Annotated in this window: 11 protein-coding genes; 4 read left to right on the forward strand and 7 right to left on the reverse strand. The window is 75.0% G+C overall.

Annotation, left to right across the window (positions count from 1 at the left end):
• Nucleotides 1-141 precede the first annotated feature (141 nt).
• The 4 genes from AB0F01_RS30740 to AB0F01_RS30755 form a co-directional block, all read right to left on the reverse strand.
• The gene (locus AB0F01_RS30740) at nt 142-1,539 is read right to left on the reverse strand and encodes a PrsW family intramembrane metalloprotease (RefSeq protein ID WP_362102561.1); all 1,398 of its coding nucleotides are present in this window, start codon (nt 1,537-1,539) and stop codon (nt 142-144) included.
• 222 nt (nt 1,540-1,761) lie between these two features.
• Entirely contained in the window at nt 1,762-2,616 is an 855-nt protein-coding gene (trmB, locus tag AB0F01_RS30745; RefSeq protein WP_362102535.1) for a tRNA (guanosine(46)-N7)-methyltransferase TrmB, read from the reverse strand.
• Between the two features lie 409 nt (nt 2,617-3,025).
• A complete protein-coding gene (gene lhgO / locus AB0F01_RS30750; protein ID WP_362102538.1) occupies nt 3,026-4,246 on the reverse strand; it encodes an L-2-hydroxyglutarate oxidase in 1,221 nt (406 codons plus the stop codon).
• A 399-nt stretch (nt 4,247-4,645) separates the two neighbouring features.
• A complete protein-coding gene (locus AB0F01_RS30755; protein WP_362102541.1) occupies nt 4,646-6,070 on the reverse strand; it encodes an MFS transporter in 1,425 nt (474 codons plus the stop codon).
• A 716-nt stretch (nt 6,071-6,786) separates the two neighbouring features.
• Here AB0F01_RS30755 and AB0F01_RS30760 point away from each other — a divergent pair.
• Complete coding sequence (locus AB0F01_RS30760) at nt 6,787-8,883, forward strand: asparagine synthase-related protein (RefSeq protein WP_362102543.1); 2,097 nt, start codon at nt 6,787-6,789, stop codon at nt 8,881-8,883.
• A 173-nt stretch (nt 8,884-9,056) separates the two neighbouring features.
• On the opposite strand, the gene AB0F01_RS30765 is transcribed toward AB0F01_RS30760, so the two are convergent.
• On the reverse strand, nt 9,057-10,958 hold the full coding sequence (locus AB0F01_RS30765; protein ID WP_362102546.1) for a sigma-70 family RNA polymerase sigma factor: 1,902 nt from the start codon (nt 10,956-10,958) through the stop codon (nt 9,057-9,059).
• A 620-nt stretch (nt 10,959-11,578) separates the two neighbouring features.
• Nucleotides 11,579-12,337 carry a helix-turn-helix domain-containing protein gene (locus tag AB0F01_RS30770; protein ID WP_362102549.1) on the reverse strand — a complete coding sequence of 253 codons (759 nt, stop codon included), beginning with the start codon at nt 12,335-12,337 and terminating at the stop codon, nt 11,579-11,581.
• A gap of 377 nt (nt 12,338-12,714) precedes the next feature.
• Here AB0F01_RS30770 and AB0F01_RS30775 point away from each other — a divergent pair, with 377 nt between their 5' ends.
• Nucleotides 12,715-14,094 (forward strand): NAD(P)/FAD-dependent oxidoreductase, encoded by a 1,380-nt coding sequence (locus AB0F01_RS30775; protein WP_362102552.1) that lies wholly within the window; start codon nt 12,715-12,717, stop codon nt 14,092-14,094.
• A gap of 185 nt (nt 14,095-14,279) precedes the next feature.
• Nucleotides 14,280-15,977: a SpoIIE family protein phosphatase gene (locus tag AB0F01_RS30780; protein WP_362102555.1), complete on the forward strand. Its 1,698-nt coding sequence runs from the start codon at nt 14,280-14,282 to the stop codon at nt 15,975-15,977.
• A gap of 128 nt (nt 15,978-16,105) precedes the next feature.
• Here AB0F01_RS30780 and AB0F01_RS30785 read toward each other — a convergent pair whose 3' ends face one another.
• Nucleotides 16,106-17,380, reverse strand: a complete 1,275-nt coding sequence (locus AB0F01_RS30785; protein WP_362102564.1) for an MFS transporter — start codon at nt 17,378-17,380, stop codon at nt 16,106-16,108.
• 122 nt (nt 17,381-17,502) lie between these two features.
• On the opposite strand from AB0F01_RS30785, the gene AB0F01_RS30790 reads away from it, so the two are divergent.
• A complete protein-coding gene (locus tag AB0F01_RS30790) occupies nt 17,503-18,054 on the forward strand; it encodes a MarR family transcriptional regulator (RefSeq protein WP_362102558.1) in 552 nt (183 codons plus the stop codon).
• Nucleotides 18,055-18,478 lie beyond the last annotated feature (424 nt).

Below are 18,478 nucleotides of genomic sequence, written 5' to 3' on the forward strand. Positions count from 1 at the left end.
CCGAGGACGTCGAACTCGCCGCATGACCCCCACAAGCCAAACCACCCCAAACCGAACCTGGGCGCCTTGACGGAAGACATAGAGGCACCCCCCCGAACCCCGGCAGTCCCGACGGCATCCCCCCGCCGTCCGGGCTGCCGGTCAGGCGTCCGTGGGGTGCCCGTACGGGCGGGCCCACCCGGAGGCGTACGCGGGGTGGGGGCGCTCGGCCTGGCGCGGGGCGGGGGCGGTCCCGGACCCGTACGCGGATCCCCGACCGTTGCCGTGCCCGTGCCCGTGCCCGTGCCCGTACCCGTAGCCCCAGCCGTGATGCGGGCCGGGGCCGGCCGGGTCGGGGTGTGCACCGCGGGCGGGGCCGTACCCGGCAGCGGAGCCGTAGCCGTAGCCGTAGCCGGGGTGGACGCCGGGCGGCGGGGCGGTCACCCGGAGCGGGGGCGCGGTGATCCGGGCCGCGTGCTCCAGGGCCGGGCGGGCCCACTCCCGCCGTCGCCACACCTCACCGAGCAGCTCGTTCTCCCGGACGGCGAAGTCCGCCGGCACGCGGCCCGAAGCGGCCCGGTGCCGCAGAGACGCCAGGGCCGTCGCGTCCGCCGCGTACCGTGCCACCTCCCGGGCCGCGGTCCTCCCGCCGTGCCGCCGGGCGTACCGCAGGGCCAGGCGCCGGGCCCGCATCGAGCCGAGCGCGAACGGGTCCGCGGGTGCCAGCCACCCGGCCGCCGCGTAGGCGGGCAGCTCCGTGCGCACGGTGCGCAGTTCCCGCTGCCGCGCCCACACCACCAGCCAGGTCAGCAGCCCGAACAGCGGCACCATGAGCACCGCGTACACCGTGAGGAAGCCGTACTCGCCGAAGTCCGGCGAGGCGTTCCACAGCGCGTGCAGCCCCATCGCGAGCAGCAGACCGGACAGGGGGAGCAGCACCCGCCGGACCCGGCGGCGCTCGCCGGACAGGGCCGCGAGGCCGAAGCCGATGCCGGTGAGCACGGTGAACAGGGGATGGGCGAACGGCGACATCACGGCGCGCACGAAGAAGGTGGCCGCGGTGAGCGAGGTCAGGCCGCTGTCGCCGGTCAGCCGGTCGGTGCCGAAGGCGTTGCCGAAGTAGAGGATGTTCTCGGTGAACGCGAAGCCGGTGGCGGAGAGACCGGCGATCACCACCCCGTGCAGGATGCCGCCGACGTCGTGTCTGCGGAACAGGAGGACGAGCGCGACGGCGGCGGCCTTCGCCGTCTCCTCCACCACCGGGGCTATGACGGTCGCGCCGAGGGTGTCCGCGCGGCTCGGGTCGGCGGTGGCGGACGCGATCCACCGGGTGGCGAAGCTGTTGGCGACGATCGACATCAGCGCGGCGGCGCAGGCGCCCCAGGCGAACGCGAAGACCAGGTGCGTCCACGGGCCGGGGGCCGCCCGCTGCAGCCAGCGGAAGGCAGCCACCAGCAGGGGCACCGGCAGGACGGCCAGCCCCAGGCCGACCAGGAAGCCCTCCGTGCCGGTCTGGTCGCGGACCAGGGCCAGGATCACCAGGCCCGACACGGCCAGCAGCGCGGCCGGCCCGCCGTACCGGGCCCAGGGCCGCTGCCACCACGGCGCGTGCCGCGGGACGGGGCCCGGCGGTGCGGCGGCGGGGGCCGCGCACCCGGCGTGGGCCGCGCACCCGGCAGGGGCTGCGTTTCCGGCGGCGGCCGGGAACGGAGGCGGGGGACTGGTGGCCACGACATCGACCCTCACGAGACGGGGGCTCCGCCCGCGGGAGCGCGGAACGGCTCAGGCGCCGGTGGAAGGCCGGTCGTCGTGCGGTACGCGACGGAAGAGCAGGTCGTTCACGACATGACCCTTGTCCAGTCCCTGGCTCTCGAAACGGGTCAACGGCCGGAAAGCGGGCCGTGGCGCGAAACCGCCGTCCTCCACGGTGTTCTCGAAGTCGGGGTGCGCGCTCAGCACCTCCAGCATGTGCTCCGCGTACGGCTCCCAGTCGGTGGCGCAGTGCAGCACCGCGCCCGGCCGGAGCCGGCTCGCCGCCAGCGACAGGAACTCCGGCTGGATCAGGCGCCGCTTGTGGTGCCGCTTCTTGGGCCACGGGTCGGGGAAGTAGACGCGCAGCCCGTCCAGCGAGTCGGGGGCGAGCATCTCCCGCAGCAGGATGATCGCGTCCCCGTTGCCGACCCGGACGTTGGTCAGGCCCCGCTGCTCGGCGAGGCTGAGCAGATGGCCCTGGCCGGGGGTGTGCACGTCCACCGCGAGGATGTTGGTGCCGGGGTCGGCGGCGGCCATCCGGGCGGTGGCCTCGCCCATGCCGAAGCCGATCTCCAGCACGACCGGGTTGCCGTTGCCGAAGAAGCCGGCGAGGTCCAGGGTCCCGCGTCCGTCGATGTCGAAGCCCCACCGGGGCCACAGCCGTTGCAGGGCGTCCGCCTGCCCGGCGGTCACCCGGCTCCGGCGCGGCTGGAAGCTGCGGATCCGCCGCTCGAAGTGGGACCCGGCGGGGTCGGCCTTCGGGCCGTCGGGGAACCGCGGTTCGCCCTTCGCGCGGGTGTGCCGGATCGACACCCCGGGCGCGTGCGGGGTGTCCTCACCGGGCGCGGGGCGGGGTGCTTCAGGGGTGTTCACGGAGTCAGACACAGTGCTTCCGAGTCTACGGCGGTCCTGTCGGAGGGCGAGGTCGCGGCGGCCCGGAGGCGGACCGGACCGGTGCCGCCCCCGGCCCGGAGGGGGAGCGGCCCGGGGGAGGAGCGGCCGGCGCTTCCCGGGTCGGCGCGCGAGGGTTCGGTGATCGGCGGTGCGTCCGTGGTGCTGGGTCGGTTCGGTGATCGGCGGTTCCGTCTCCCGGACCGGTTCGGTGATCGGCGGTGCGTCTGTGGTCCCGGGTCGGTTCGGTGATCGGCGGTCCCGTCCGTCGTGCCGGGGCGGCCCGGTGATCAGTGATCCCGGTGTTCCGTGCCGGTCCGGTGGTCAGCGGTCCCGTCCCGCCGACGGGCCGACGGCCGCCCGGCCCCTGCGACCAGACGGCCGCCCGGCCACCGCGCCGGGGTCAGCGGTGCGCCTCCGCCAGGGCGGCCAGGGCGCGGCGGGCGACCTCGCGGCCGATGGGGAGGGAGGCGGTGGCGGCGGGGGAGGGGGCGTTCAGGACGTGCACCGCTCTCGGTGTCTCCCGGATGAGGAAGTCGTCGGCGAGGGTGCCGTCCCGCAGGACCGCCTGGGCCCGTACGCCTGCCGGCGCCGGGATCAGGTCGTCCTCCGTCACCGCCGGCAGCAGCCGTCGCACGGCACGGGTGAACGCCGGCTTGGACAGCGAGCGGTGCAGCTCGCCCGCGCCGTACCGCCAGTGGCGGCCGGCCAGCCGCCAGGAACCGGGCCAGGCGAGGGTGGCCGCCAGCTCGCGGGGGCGGACCGTGCGCCGGTCGTAGCCCTCGCGCGCCGAGGCGGGCACCGCGTTCGGGCCGACGTGGACGCCCCCGTCGACCCCGCGGGTGAGGTGGACGCCGAGGAAGGGGAACGCGGGGTCGGGCACCGGGTAGACCAGCCCGCGGACCAGGCCGGGGCGGGCCAGCTCGTAGTACTCGCCGCGGAACGGCACGATGCGCATGCCGGGGTCGTCGCCCGTGAGCCGGGCGACCGTGTCGCAGTGCAGTCCCGCGCAGTTCACCAGCACGCGGCCCCGGACGACGTCGCCTGCCGCCGTGCGCACGGCCACACCGCGGTCGGGTCTGCGGTCGACGCGCACCACCCGGGCGCCGTAGCGGATCTCCGCGCCGGACGCCTCGGCCAGCTGCCGGGCCACGCCCGCGAAGTCGCAGATGCCGGTGGCGGCGACGTGCAGGGCGGCCAGGCCCTCGACCTCCGGCTCGTACGCGGCGGTCTGGGCGGTGCCGAGCTCGCGGACCGTCAGGCCGTTCTCCCGGCCGCGCTGGGCCAGGGCGTGCAGCCGGGGCAGTTCCTCGCGCGCGGTGGCGACGATCAGTTTGCCCGTGACGGCGTGGGCGATGCCGTACTCGGCGCAGAACTTCACCATCTCGGCGGCGCCCCGCACCGCGTAGCGGGCCTTGAGGGAGCCGGGGCGGTAGTAGATGCCGCTGTGGATGACGCCGCTGTTGCGGCCGGTCTGGTGCCGGGCGGGGCCGGGTTCCTTCTCCAGCACCGTGACCCGGGTGCCCGGGGCCGTGCGGCCGATCGCGTACGCGGTGGACAGGCCGACGATGCCGCCGCCGATCACCAGCACATCGCAGTCGTACGCCCGCCCCACTCGCGCCACCTCCCGGCTCGTCCGTCCCGGCCCGCCCGTCCCGACTCGTTCATCGCCCGGTCGTCCGGTCCGGCTTCTTCGTCGTCCGGCTCATTAGTCGTCCGGTTCGTCCGGTTCGTCCGCCGTCCGCCTCGTCCGTCGTCCGGTCGTCCGTCCAGCCGGCTCGTCACCGTGCCGGCTGGTCCGTCCTCGTCCGGCATCGATAGTGCACCCTGCCACTGACAACGCCGTCCACCCGGGAGCCGGGCGCGGAGCCGCTCCGCGCCCGTCGTCCCCGGTCCTGCCCGCCCCGGGGGCCTGTCCTGCCCGGCCGCGTGAGGGTCCACCCCCCCCACGGGAGCCGCGTGAGGGTCCACCCCCGGGGCCCTGCCCCGCCAGGGTGCCCTGCCGGGTCCCTCGCGGTCGCCGTCAGGCGGGGGCGACCAGGAGGGGGCGGGCGCGCTCGCGCAGTTCCACCACGCGGGGCTCGTCGCCGTAGGGCTCCAGCCGGTGCAGGAGGTCCTTGACGTACTCGGTGGTGCGGGCCGAGGAGATGCGGCCGGCCACCTCGACCGCCCGCACGCCCTGCTCGCAGGCCGCGTCCAGGTTGCCCGACTCCAGCTCGGCGACCGCGGAGACGACGAGCCGCAGCCCGTGCGAGCGCACGAACTCCTCCGTCGGCTTGGACAGGGCCTGCTCGGTGAAGCGGCGGACCTGGCGGGGCGCCTTGAGGTCGCGGTAGCACTCGGCGGCGTCGGCGGCGAACCGGTCGTAGCCGTAGAAGCCGAGCCAGGACGGGTCGCTGTCGCCGGGGCGGGAGCGTTCCAGCCAGCTCTCGGCGGCCTTCAGGGCCGCCCCGGCCGCCTGGGCGTCACTGGCGCGGGCGTGTGCCCGGGCCTCGACGAGGCGGAAGAAGCTCATGGTGCGGGCGGTGGCCAGGCCCCGGTTGCGCTCCAGGGCGGCCTGGGCGAGGTCCACGCCCTCGTCGCCGAACCCGCGGTACGTCGCCTGGAGGGACATGGAGGCCAGCACGTACCCGCCGAGAGGCACGTCCGCGGCGGCGCGGGCCAGGCGCAGGGCCTGGATGTAGTAGCGCTGGGCCGCTTCCTGTTGGCCGGTGTCGAAGGCCATCCAGCCGGCGAGGCGCGTGAGTTCGGCCGAAGCACCGAACAGGGCCCGCCCGACGTCGTCGGAGTACGAGCCCAGCAGCAGCGGCGCGGCCTCGACCCGTAAGCACTCGGGGACCATGGACGAACGCCAGTCGCCGCCGCCGTACTTGGAGTCCCAGCGCCGGGCGTCCTCGGCGGCCTCGCGCAGCTTCTGCACGTCGCTGTGGCCGACCTTGATCGGTGCGCCGGCGTTCTCGGCCGGGCTGGCCTCGCGGGCCACCGAGCTGTCGGCCGGGGTTATCAGCCAGCGCGAGGCGGGCGTGGCGTAAGCGCTCACCGCGAAGGAACCGGCCAGGGACTGCCAGATGCCGCCGGAGCCCGCGCGGCGGCCGGCGAGGTCGAGGCGGTAGAGGTCGGTGGCGGACTTCACGGCCTGGCCGACGTCCCGGGGGAAGGCGAGGCCCACTTCCGGTGCCGGGTCGGCGTCCGCCAGGCCGATCTCGTGCAGCGGCACCGGGCGCCCCAGCTTCTGGCCGATGGCGGCGGCGATCAGATGGGGGGCGGCCCCCTGCGGCACCATGCCCTTGGACACCCAGCGCGCCACCGACGTCTTGTCGTAGCGAAGCGTCAGTCCCCGCTGTGCGCCGAGGTCGTTGACGCGCCGCGCGAGGCCCGCGTTGGAGATTCCCGCGAGGGCGAGAACGGCGCCGAGTTTCTCGTTCGGCCCGCGTTGCTCCCTGGACATGCGCCACCCCTCGACACAGACGGCTGCCGCGCTGGCATAACCGTGCGGCATTCGTAAACCCAGCGTAGTTCGCCGCATCCCAAGCGTTAAGGGGCATTCTTCCGGATGGCGGGATTGTGGTCCGTACTGAAGTACGGGTCCGATACGCGCAGTTGCGGCGTGCTCCGGTCGTGTGGCCGTGCGCCCGTGCATGCGCCTTTCTCCGGTGTTCGCGGGAGCGATTCCATGGTCCGTGCGTGGGTCGGCCCGCTGTACTGGATCCAGTGGGCTGGGGGACACCGCCGCCTACATCCCCGCGGGCGGCGGAACGGTCCGGGGGGTGTGCCTCGCCTCCCGGACCGCGCGACCGCCGTGCGGTGCGCAGAACCTGTACGGAGCGTGTTCGAGGGTGCTCTCACCGCTCCGAAACGGCCGAAAATCGACCCCCCGTTCCCTGGGTGAACACCCTGATCACCACGGTACTTGACGGCGCATCGGTGGTATTCGGGGCGCGTTGTGGGGGCGCATTCAGGTCGCAGCGAGCAGACGCCCGACGCGCCGGCCGTCCGCGATCCTCCGGTGGCGAGCGGGCGTTCGACCCGGGGGAGGCGTATCCGCCGGGGCGCACTCACCGGAGCACATGCCGTTCCGGCACCCCTCTCCTGCGCCTCCTTCATGGCAGCATGGGGAACCGGTTCGTACGGTGCACTGGTTGTCCACAGCATGTGGAGGCGGCGATGCGGTGGTTGGTGGGGTGGAGCAGCACCGCCGCGGGGCCCGTGGCCACCGGGTCGGCCGGGGCGACCGGCTACGACGGCGAGACGGTGCACCCGGTGGGGTCCCACCTCCTGTGGGGCGACCCCGACCCGCTGTGGGCGGTCGGCGACTGGCGCCCGGACGAGGTCCGCATCGTGCAGGCCGACCCGCAGACCCGGATCGCCGTCCTCGGCACCTGCGGCGCCTCCGACGAACAGCTGCGGGTCGCGCTGTTCGCGGCGCGCGGCGGCGCACTGCGGCACCTCACCGCATGGCCGGGCAGCTACACCGCCGTCGTCCAGGTCGGCCGCCGGATCACCGTCTGCGGCGACCTCGCAGGTGCCCGGCCGGTCTTCCACACCCCGTGGACCGGCGGCACCGCCTACGCGACCGCCGCGCTCCCCCTCGCCGACCTCGTCGAGGCCAACCTCGACTTCGGCCACCTCGCCGCGCTGCTCGCGGCCCCCGACGTCCCCGCCGCCCTCTACGACTCCACGCCGTACGACGGCGTGCGGCGCGTCCCGCCCGGCCACGCGCTGATCCTGCGCGCGGGGGCCCGGGAGATCGCCGGCTACGAGCCGGTCGCCTCGCTCGCCGTCGCGGCGCCCCCGGCCGACCCGGAGAGCGCGGTCGACGCGGTGCGCGACGCGCTCGTCGAGGCCGTCCGCACCCGGCTCGCCGCCCCCCGGCACGTCCCCGGCGCCGACATCGACCCCGGGCCCGTCCCCGGCATGGGGCCCGCCGAACGCCGGGCGGCGCGCGGCATGCCGGTGCCCGGGATCGGGGCCGACCTGTCCGGCGGCCCGGCCTCTGCGACCCTCGCCCTGCTCGCCGCGGGACTCCCGGGCATGCCGGGGACCGTGCTGGGCCACGGCACCGGGGCCGGGGAGCGGCTGCTCGCCGTCACCTTCAACGACCTCGTGGCCGGCGGACCGGACGACGAGGTGGGACGGGCGGGCGCCCTCGCGGCGAACCCGCGGCTGCACCACGTGGTCGTCGCGGGCGGCGAGGACACCCTGCCGTACGCCGACCTCGACGGACCCCTGACCGACGAACCGGGACCCTCGCTGGTGTCGGCGGCCCGGCACCGGGCCCGGCTCGCCGCGGGCAGCGCCGACCACTTCACCGGGTACGGCGCCCGCCAGGTGCTGGACGCCCACCCGGCCCGTCTCGCCGACCTGTTGATGGACCGCAAGCGGCGCCACCTGGTACGGCCGGTCGCCGCGCTGGCGAAGGCCGACGGCTCCGTGATGGTCCCGGCACGCGTGTACGCGGCGGCCCGCCGCCTGGCCCGCACGCCGTACCGGACGGGACTGGAGAGCCTGGCGGAGCGCCTGCTGCGCCACCGGCTCGACGACGACCCGGCCGGCGCGGCCGACGCCTCGCTGGCGGCGCTGACCTGGGGCAGACCCGGGCCGGCCGCGCGCTGGCTGACCGGAGAGGCACTGGCTGAAGTATCGGTTCGCCTCCAGGCGTCCACCCGCCGCTCCGAGATCGGACCCGTGCAGCGGCCCGGCGACTTCCGGGCCCGCGCCGCCCTGGCCCGGCACGCCGCCGACCTGCGGGTACTGGAGCAGGCGGCGGAGATCCGCTTCCAGCGGCTGCACGCGCCGTTCCTCGACAACCAGGTCGTCCGGGCCTGCCGCGCCCTGCCCGAGGCGCTGCGGGTCCGGCCGGGCGCCCGGGCGGCCGTCCTGCGCACCGTGCTGGAGGGCGCCGGTGTGCGGGACGTGCCCGATGGGTGGGGCGCACCGCCCCGGGTCGCCCCGACGACCGCCGCGCGCACCGGACTGCGGGTGGCGGCGGACACGCTGATCATGCTGTTCGACACGCCCCTGCTCGCGGAGGCCGGCCTGGTCGAGGCCCGCGTGGTGCGCAAGGCCCTGCGCGGAGCGGCACAGGGCGAACCCCTGCCCCTGGACGGCCTGGCCGACCTCGTCTCCCTGGAGCTGTGGCTCCGGCGGCTGCTGGCCCGGCGGGGCACCTGCTGGACGGGGACCCCCGCCCGGCAGCGGGCGGTACCGGGCGGCATCGCGCCCCGCCGCGGCGCCCTCGGCGCGGGCGCCAACACCCCGTAGACGCGACGACCACCGCGGTGCCCGGCCGCGGCGGAACCGCGCCCCGGCCGCCCGGTTCGGCCGCGGTGGAACCGAAGCCCGCCCGCCCGGTTCGGCCGCGGTGGGGTGGGTGGTGCGCCTGACCTGCGCTGCACGGTGGCGAGCGAGGGGAGCCCGGTCCGCTCGGGTGCCGCTCAGCCGCAGGTGAAGCGGGACTGCGCCCAGTCGGCGAGCGCCAGGCCGTCGAAGGGGCCGACCGGTTCCACCACCAGGCGGACGGTCTCGCGTCCCGTGAGGTCCACGTGGACCGGGACCGCCGCGTCACCGCCCTTCACCACACCGGAGTTCCACAGCGGGACCCCGTCGGCGTGCACCGAGAAGGTGACCCTGCCCAGCTTCATCGTCAGGTCGTCCACGCCGACCAGCGCGTCGTAGGCGGTGCAGGGGCGGTTGAGGTCGATGGTGACCGAGGACCGGCCGTGCACGGTCACGCCGTGCGCGTGCCGCTGTCCGGCGACAGACAGGCCCGAGCGCTGCCACACCCAGCTGCTGGCGCCGATCCGCATCTCGGGCGCGGTGCCGTCGCCGGTGATGTCGTACGACAGCCCGCTCCACGGGTGGACCGCCGGGACGGGCGGCGGGGGCGGCTGAGGAGTCGGCGGGGGCGGCGTCGGCGTCGGCGTGGGGGTGGGCCGCGGGGGTGGCTCGGCACCGGGGGCGGGCGGCGGTGTCGGGGCCGGGGTGGGCCGTGGACTGGGCGTCGGGTCGGGTGACGGAGGCGGCGCGGGCGTGGGCCGGGCGGGCGCCGCAGCCGGGGGAGCCGGCGGTGCGGGCTCGGGTGTCTGCTCCGGAGCCGGAGGCGGCTCCTCCTCCTGCACCACGGGGGCGGAGGGGGCGGGGGCGGCGCGCGGCGGCTCCGGCGGGGCCTCGTTGCCGGACAGGGCCATGGCCAGGACCGCGGCCGCCGCCACCGCCGTGACACCGGCGGCGATGCCCGCCTTCATCGGTGCCCCCATGCCCTCGGACGCGAGACCGCCCGTCGCCCCGCCTCCGGTGGCACCACCGGAGGCGGCGCCTCCGGTGGCGGCGCTCGCGGCGCCCGCCGCACCGGCCGCCGTGGTGCCGCCCGCGACGAGCGCGGCCACCTTGGCGTACCCCGCGGCGCCGAACCAGCCGATGACGGCGACCGGGACGACGGCCGGGATGCCCCCGGCGACCTCCTGGATCTGTGCCGCCGCCAGCCGGCACCGGGCGCACTCGTCGAGGTGCTTGCGCAGTCCCCGCTCGGCGCGGGTGCGCAACCGGCCCCGGGCGTACGTGCCGAGCTGGTCCGCGTGCCGGGCGCAGTCCTCGTCCTCGGCGAGCGCCGCGCTCACATGGGCCTGGAGGTACGCCTGCTTCAGGCCCTCGCGGGCCCGGCTGGCCAGTACCCGGGTGCCGTTGGCGTCCAGGCCGAACAGCGTGGCGACCTCGCTCGGCGACTCGTCCTCGACCTCCGTGTGCCACAGCACCGCCTGCCACCGCTCCGGCAGGGACCGGAAGGCCTGCATGGCCAGCGACTGGTCGGCCTCGTGCAGGGCGCGCACGTCCGCGGCCAGTTCGAGGGTGTCGGTGTCGGAGGCGTCGGACAGGTGGGCGGCCTGCACGGCGAACACCGCGAAGTCGTCGACGAGTTGCTCGCGCTTCGCCGACTGCGTCCAGGTCGCCGCCACCCGGCGCACGGAGGTGAGCAGGTAGGCCCGCACGGCGTGCTCGGGACCCGAACCGCCGCGCACCGCCTGGAGCATGCGGGCGAACACCTCGGCGGTCAGGTCGTCGGCGGTGTGACCGTCCCGGCAGCAGGTGCGCGCGTACCGGCGCACCGCGGGCGCGTGGCGCCGGTACAGCTCCTCGTACGCCGCGTCCTCACCGGACCGCATGCGGGCGATGAGGTCGGAGTCGGCCGACGGCAGTCCGGACCCGGTCAGCCGGTCGCGCTGGGCCGGGACACCGTCCTCCGGCGGCACGCCGGTGCGCCGCGCCTGGCTCGGTACCTGTGGCGGCCCGTCACCGTGCGGCCCGTCACCGCGGGACTCGTCCCGCCCCTCAACGCTCATCGCGGAAAGCCCCCGCCACCCTGCCCACACCCGTTCCGGACACGGGTCAGGGTGTCACAGCGGTACCGGGAGGGGGACCGGGAGCGGCCGTCAACCACCCGTCCGTGGGACGGCCCGCACGGGAGAACCGACGCTCACCCCGCGCGGGCCGCCCTCCGGGAGCATCCCCGTCACCGCACCGCCGCCGGCAGGCACCGGTCGCGGGAGGCTCCGGAGCGACGAGAACCCTTGGACTCCTGGGGCGCCTGGCCCCCCGGGGCGCGTGGACTACGGAGGCGTGGACCCGAGGGGGTACGCCGAACACCGGGCGGCGACAGGCGACCGGCGATCGCCGGCTCCCGGCTCCCGGCCGCCGGTCGCGGGGCACGAGTGCCGTCTGCCCGACGCCGCCCGTGGACCGGCCGGCCCCCGGGGACGCTTCGTGCCCCCGCCCCACCCGGCGAGGCACCGCAACGAGGCCCTACCCCGGCGAGGCACCATTCCGGCGAGGCACCGCAACAAGGCCCCGCACACCCGGACGGAGCTCGCCGCGCCGGCCGGGCCCGCCGCGGAGTGCCGCACGGCGCGCCCGCACGGCGCGCCCGCACGTGGCCCGCACGGGGGCCCTTCACAGGTACGCCTCACGCCGGGCGCGAGCGCAGGCCCTCCAGCAGGATGTCCAGCAGCCGGGACGAGGCCGCCGCCTGCTGCGCCGCGTCCGGCAGGGACGGGGCGGCCGTGGCGATCACCAGGAGGACGTCCGAGACGGAGACGTCCGGCCGCAGCTCACCCGCCGCCCGGGCCCGCTCCACGAGCCGGCCCACGACCTCCAGCAGTTCGCCCGCCCCGGCGTCGTCCTGCGGCGCGACCGCCGCCCCCTGTTCCGGTACCAGCCGCAGCTCGCCCGTACCCGGCTGCACGCGCTGCTGCGGCACCCGCGCGTGCTCCGCCGTCCCGCGCTCGTCCGCGACGCCCACCCGCAGCACCTGCGGCGGCAGCAGCCGCCCGGCGCCCGAGGCGACCGACGTGCGCAGGAAGCGCGACAGCGCCGACCACGGCTCGTCCTCCTGTCCGAGCGCCGCCCGCGCCTGCTCGGTCAGCCGGGAGGTCTCCTCCTCGGCTATGCGCCGCACCAGCACGTCCTTGCTCGGGAAGCGCCGGTACACCGTGCCCACCCCGACGCGCGCGCGGCGGGCCACGTCCTCCATCGGCGCGCCGTAGCCGAGTTCACCGAACACCTCGCGCGCCGCGCGCAGGACGTGCTCGAGATTGCGCTGGGCGTCCACGCGCAGCGGCGCCGTGCGCGGTCCGTCCGCGCGTCCGTTGTTCGCCGCCGCGCTCATCGTGGTGCCGGGCACCACGGCGGACGCGGACGACCATTGAGAATCCTGAACATGCATACGCTTTCCCCCGGTAATGACGTCTCCCCCCGGAGACTTCTCCGCGCCATTGATGGCCGGGGCTGCGGAACGAGCCCGGTGACCGACCCCGCCCGTCGCGGACCCGATGAGCGCATCCCCCTACACCCCGTCGACACACGAACATAGTTGAGAGGAAGTCAATTCAGAAGGGGGACGTTCCGCACGGGAGGGCCCTCGACCGGAGTACACGGCGCATTCGTCCGGAATGCGCCCCCTTCACGATGTTCGGACATGCCGCCCCACCTGCGAGAAGTCCCCTTGGTCGGGCATTTCGGCCAAGTCCGCCGGGATGCCGTCCGGCAGTCACACAATGCGTCGGGGCTGTGGACAAACGCGAGCGGCGGGTGCGTCATGGGATGGTGAAGGAACGTGCGCGCATTCTCGTTGTCGGCGGCGGCTACGTCGGGATGTACACGGCTCTGCGGCTGCAGCGGAAGCTGAAACGGGAACTCGGCCGGGGCGAGGCCGAGATCACCGTGGTCACCCCGGACCCCTACATGACGTACCAGCCCTTCCTCCCGGAAGCAGCCGCCGGGGCGATCTCCCCCCGGCACGTCGTGGTACCCCTGCGTCGGGTCCTGGACCGGTGCCGCGTCGTCATCGGTGAGGCCACCGCCGTCGACCACGCCCGGCGCACCGCGACCGTCACCACGCTCGCCACCGGCGAGGAGGGCACCGGCGGCCGGGTCCTGGCCTACGACCACCTGGTGCTCGCTCCCGGCTCCGTCTCGCGCGCCCTGCCGATCCCCGGCCTGGCCGAGCACGCCATCGGCTTCAAGACCGTCGAGGAGGCGATCGGGCTGCGCAACCACGTCCTCGAACAGATGGACATCGCCTCCTCCACGCGGGACCCCGCGCTCCGCGACGCGGCCCTCACCTTCGTCTTCGTCGGCGGCGGCTACGCCGGGGTGGAGGCCCTCGGCGAGCTGGAGGACATGGCCCGCTATGCCACGCGGTACTACCACAACCTCCGCCCCGAGGACATGAGGTGGGTGCTCGTGGAGGCGACCGGCCGCATCCTCCCCGAGGTCGGCGAGGAACTCGGCCGCTACACCGTCACCGAACTGCGCCGCCGCAACATCGACGTCCGCCTGGAGACCCGCCTGGACTCCTGCGCCGACCGCGTCGCCGCCCTCAGCGACGGCTCCCGCTTCCCCACCCGCACCGTCGTGTGGACCGCGGGCGTCAAACCGCATCCGGTCCTCGCCGCCACCGACCTGCCGCGCAACGAACGCGGACGCCTGCGGTGCACCCCCGAACTGGCCGTGGAGGGCACCACGCACGCCTGGGCGGCGGGCGACGCCGCGGCCGTCCCCGACGTCACCGCGCGCGAGGACGGCGCGGAGTGCGCCCCCAACGCCCAGCACGCCCTGCGGCAGGCCCGCACCCTCGGCGACAACATCGTCCACAGCCTGCGCGGCGAACCCCTCCGGACGTACTCCCACGCGTACGCGGGCTCCGTGGCCTCGCTCGGCCTGCACAAGGGGGTCGCCCACGTGTACGGCCGGAAGCTCAAGGGCTACCCCGCCTGGTTCATGCACCGCACCTACCACCTCAGCCGCGTGCCGACCTTCAACCGCAAGGCGCGGGTGGCCGCCGAATGGACCCTCGCCGGGCTCTTCAAACGGGAGATCGTCTCGCTGGGATCACTCGAACACCCGCGTGCCGAATTCGAACTCGCGGCCGGTGGAAAGCCCTCTCACGACCCCCCGCACAACCCGAAGGGGTCGTCCTGACCGGACCCGGGAACTGCACCGGCCCGCCCGGCGTCTGACGGATGTCGGCCCGGTCGGCGCCCTGTCAGACTGGTCCACCACCACGGGCGGGCCGCCCGCTCACCCGGCGCGTCCCGGGACCGGCCGGTCCCGGACTCCGGCCGTCCCGGTGTGCGGCCGCCGACCACGACACGAGGCAAGGATTCGTGAACTTCACGCGCTGGAGCGCCCGGCTCCCCGGAACGCAGCGCCGCGCGGCAGCGCGGGCCGAGCACACCGTCGCCCCGGACCGGCGGGGGGAGGGCTCCGTCCCCGCCGCCCGCGCCGAACCCCTCACCGACACCTCCCCGGTGCCCGCCGTCGACGAGCTGGGCGTGCGCGACGTCCTCGACCGCGTCCCCTCCCTCGTCGCCCTGGTGCACGGCCCCGACCACCGCATCGCCTACGTCAACGACGCCTACACCGCGGCCTTCGGCAACCGCCCGCTCGGCGCGCCCGCCCGCACGGCCCTGCCCGAGCTCGACGAGATCGGCCTGCTGCCCCTGCTCGACCAGGTCCTGCGCAGCGGCAGGCCCCGCACCGTCAAGTCCCGCAAGGCCCCCGGCGGCCGCTCCTACACGTTCACCTGCACCCCCGTCACCACGGGGGCGGACGGGCAGAGCGGCGGGAGCGGGGAGAACGACGGCGGCTCCGGCGCCGCCGACGGCGTCCTGGTCTTCGCCACCGACGTCACCGACCACGCCGAGGCCGCCGAGCGCCTGCGCGCCAGCGAACGCCGGCAGCGCGAGACCGCCGTCACCCTCCAGCGCTCCCTCCTCCCCCAGGAACTGGAGGAGCCCGACGACCTGCGCATCGCCGCCACCTACCACCCCGGCGGCACCGAGGCGGCCGTCGGCGGCGACTGGTACGACGTGATCACCCTCGGCGGCGGCCGGACCGCCCTGGTCATCGGCGACGTCATGGGGCGCGGCGTCCGCGCGGCGGCCGTCATGGGCCAGCTCCGCACCGCCGTGCGCGCCTACGCCCGGCTCGATCTCCCCCCGCACGAGGTCCTCCAGCTGCTGGACGGCCTCGCCACCGAGATCGACGCCAACCAGATCGCGACCTGCACCTACGCCGTCCACGACCCCAACGAGGGCCGCCTGGTCTACGCCTCCGCCGGCCACCTCCCCATCCTGGTGCGGGACGAGCACGGCACCGTCCGGAGAGCCGGCGAGCCCATCGGCCCGCCGCTCGGCACCGGCGGCTGGATGCACTCCTCCGGCGCGGTCCCGCTCGGACCCGGCTCCACCGCCGTCCTCTACACCGACGGCCTGGTCGAACGCCGGGACGCCGACCTCGACGAGGGCATCGCCGCCCTGGAACGCGCCCTGGCCGGTGCCACCGGCACCCCCCAGGTCGTCTGCGACCGCCTGGTCCGCTCGGCGGGCGTCACCCCCGAGCACGACGACGACGTCGCCGTCCTGGTGCTCCAGCACCCTGCGCGCAGGGGCCCGCAGAGCGAGCTGTTCCGCAACGCCGCCCTGGACCTCCTCGGCGGCGTCGAAGCCGCACCCCGCGCGCGGGCCTTCGCCTCCGGCGTCCTGACCAGCTGGCGCTTCCCCACCGAGCTGCACGACCTGGGCGTGCTGGCCGCCAGCGAACTCGTCGCCAACTCCCTCCAGCACGGCACGCCCCCCATGCGGCTCCGGCTGCGCCGCACCGACCGCCGCCTGATCATCGAGGTCACCGACGGCGACGACCACCTCCCCAGACGCCGCCGCGCGGAACCCGGGGACGAGTCCGGCCGCGGCATCGCCATCGTGGCCACGATCGCCACCAACTGGGGCAGCAGACGCACCCCGGGCGGCGGCAAGGCCGTCTGGTGCGAGTTCGCCCTGCCGAAGCCCGCCCCCGCCCGGTAGGGAAACCGGCCCCGTCCCGGACCGCCCCACAGGACGGCCGCGACAGGCGCGCGGGGACGGACGGCCGCGACAGGCGCGCGGGGATCACTCCGCCGGGTGGCCGAGGGACCCCCGCCCGGGTCGGCGGATCAGGCGTGCGCCGCGGTCTGCCCCGCCGGACTGCCGCCCTGCGCCACCACACGGCTGCGGGCCGGCAACGGCTGGTTCTGCACCTCGGTGAGCTGCCGCCCGAGCCGCACCGCGAGCACCGTGATCGACAGCGAGAACAACAGGAAGATCACCACGTACGGGGCGTGCAGCGAGGCTCCCAACGGTCCGCCCACCGCCGGCCCGACGGCCAGCGCCAGCTGCTTCACCAGGGCGAACGCGGAGTTGTACTGGCCGGCCATGCCGGCCGGCGCGAGATCCGCGACCAGCGGGGCGAGCGTCGGCGACAGCAGCGCCTCACCGAGCCCGAACAGCGCGTACGTCGAGATGAAGGCGGCCGTCGCCATGGCCTGGCTGCCGTTGCCGAGCCCCGCGTACGCGGCGGCGGCCCAGGCCACGGCCCAGATCAGCCCCACCGACGCGATGACCCGGGACCGCTTGCGCCCCTCCACGAACCGCAGCACCGCGAACTGCGCCACCACGATCACCAGGGTGTTCGCCGCGAGTGCCGTGCCCAGCGCGGACGTCGAGATACCGGCCGCCTCGACCCCGTAGGCGCTCAGCCCCGACTCGAACTGCCCGTAGCAGGCGAAGAACAGCACGAAGCCCAGCACGCACAGCTGCACCATGGCCCGGTTGCCCATCAGCTCCTTCCAGCTGCCCTTGGCCGACGGAGCCGCGGCACCGTCGAGCCGCGGGGCGCGCGGCATCCGCACCGTCGCCATCACCGCGACCAGCAGCAGGAACATGGCCGCTTCGATGGAGAACAGCAGGGTGAACGACCCGGCCCGATCGGCGTCCACCAGGTGCCCGCCGATCAGGCCGCCGACCCCGAGCCCGAGGTTCTGCAGGAAGAACTGCATGGCGAACGCCCGTGACCGGGTCCCCGCCGTCGAGCAGTCCACGATCATCGTCGCGAGCGCCGGCTGCATCACCGCCTGCCCGGCACCGAGCAACGCGGCCGACGCCAGCACGGTCCCCGCGCCGGTCGACAGCCCGAGGCTGAGGGCACCGACGGCGGCCGTGGCCAGGGCGGTGAGCAGCACCGGCAGCGGGCCCCGCCGGACGATGGCCCGTCCGGCGAACGGCAGCACGATCAATGCGGCCACCGCGAAGACGGCGAGGACCAGCCCCGCCGTCATGGCTCCCAGCCCGCGCACCTGCGCCACGTAGACGTACAGGTACGGGACCGTGAAACCCAGCCCGAAAGCGCTGAGTGCGTTGCCCACGTGGATCCGGCGCATCGCTGCGCCCATCGCCCTGGTCACGTTCACCTCTCTCACACGTTAGGAGTGAAGACTTAGAAGCTAAAGTTCGAAGGTGAAGAGTACAGAGCGAAGGACTTCGATGCAAAGGTGAGGCGTGCCATACTGCGCCCATGAGCGACGCCCCCGGCCCCCGTGAACCGACCCTCGAGGAACAGGTCGCCGCGTATCAGCGGGAGTTCCAGGACCTCGACCCCCAGGTCGAGAAGATCGTCTCCGCCTTCACCCGGCTGAACCGCCGCATGAACGTCGCCTACGGGCGGCAGACCGCCGAGCTCGGCATCACCAACGCCGACTGGGAGGTCCTCAAGGCCCTCGTCCTCGCCGGCGCCCCCTACCGGATGGGCCCCAGCGACCTGGCGAAGCGGCTCGGGCTGACACCGGCCGCGATGACCCACCGCATCGACCGCATGGTCGCCGAGGGCCTGGTCGACCGGGAGCGCGACGAGGCCAACCGGGTCCGGGTCATCGTGGAGCTGACCCCCGCCGGGCACGAGAAGTGGGTCCAGGCGATGCGCCTCGCCACCGTCTTCGAGGCCGACCTCCTCCAGGACCTCTCCCACGAGGAGCGGGTCTCCCTGGGCGAGATGCTGACCCGCCTGCTGCGCAGGGTGGAGGACGACCAGCCGGACGCCGAGGGCCGGCTCTCCGACCTCGACGACTGAGGCGACGCGGGAGCCGGAGAGAAGCCGGGGGAGCCGGCGAGGCAGAAAAGATCTTGACAGGGGGCCCTTGACACGGCCCTGAGCGATCCGTAGTGTTCTCCGGGTTGCCACTGAGCCGTAACGGTTCCTCGGCAACACCTCCCGCCGCTCAAGCGGCACTCAAAACCTCAGCACGACCTCCCAGTGGGAACAATTTCGGCGTGCCCGGAATTCAATTCCCCGCCCCCGATTTGGGAAACGCGGAGCGAGTCCGCTAAGGTTTGAGACGTCGGAACGGCCAACGGTCGGGAAGGCAAACCCCGCTGACTGGGGGTCAGGTCGAGCAGAAGGATCTGATAGAGTCGGAAACGCAAGACCGAAGGGAAGCGCCCGGAGGAAAGCCCGAGAGGGTGAGTACGAAGGAAGCGTCCGTTCCTTGAGAACT

It is taken from the genome of Streptomyces sp. NPDC029526 (assembly GCF_040637405.1).
Lineage (GTDB): Bacteria > Actinomycetota > Actinomycetes > Streptomycetales > Streptomycetaceae > Streptomyces.

Coding starts and splice junctions, on each gene's coding strand:
- AB0F01_RS30755 (WP_362102541.1), bottom strand. CDS start 6,070: ATGTCCAGGGAGCAACGCGGGCCGAACGAGAAACTCGGCGCCGTTCTC.
- AB0F01_RS30775 (WP_362102552.1), top strand. CDS start 12,715: ATGGTGAAGGAACGTGCGCGCATTCTCGTTGTCGGCGGCGGCTACGTC.
- AB0F01_RS30760 (WP_362102543.1), top strand. CDS start 6,787: ATGCGGTGGTTGGTGGGGTGGAGCAGCACCGCCGCGGGGCCCGTGGCC.
- AB0F01_RS30770 (WP_362102549.1), bottom strand. CDS start 12,337: ATGCATGTTCAGGATTCTCAATGGTCGTCCGCGTCCGCCGTGGTGCCC.
- AB0F01_RS30785 (WP_362102564.1), bottom strand. CDS start 17,380: ATGGGCGCAGCGATGCGCCGGATCCACGTGGGCAACGCACTCAGCGCT.
- AB0F01_RS30765 (WP_362102546.1), bottom strand. CDS start 10,958: ATGAGCGTTGAGGGGCGGGACGAGTCCCGCGGTGACGGGCCGCACGGT.
- AB0F01_RS30790 (WP_362102558.1), top strand. CDS start 17,503: ATGAGCGACGCCCCCGGCCCCCGTGAACCGACCCTCGAGGAACAGGTC.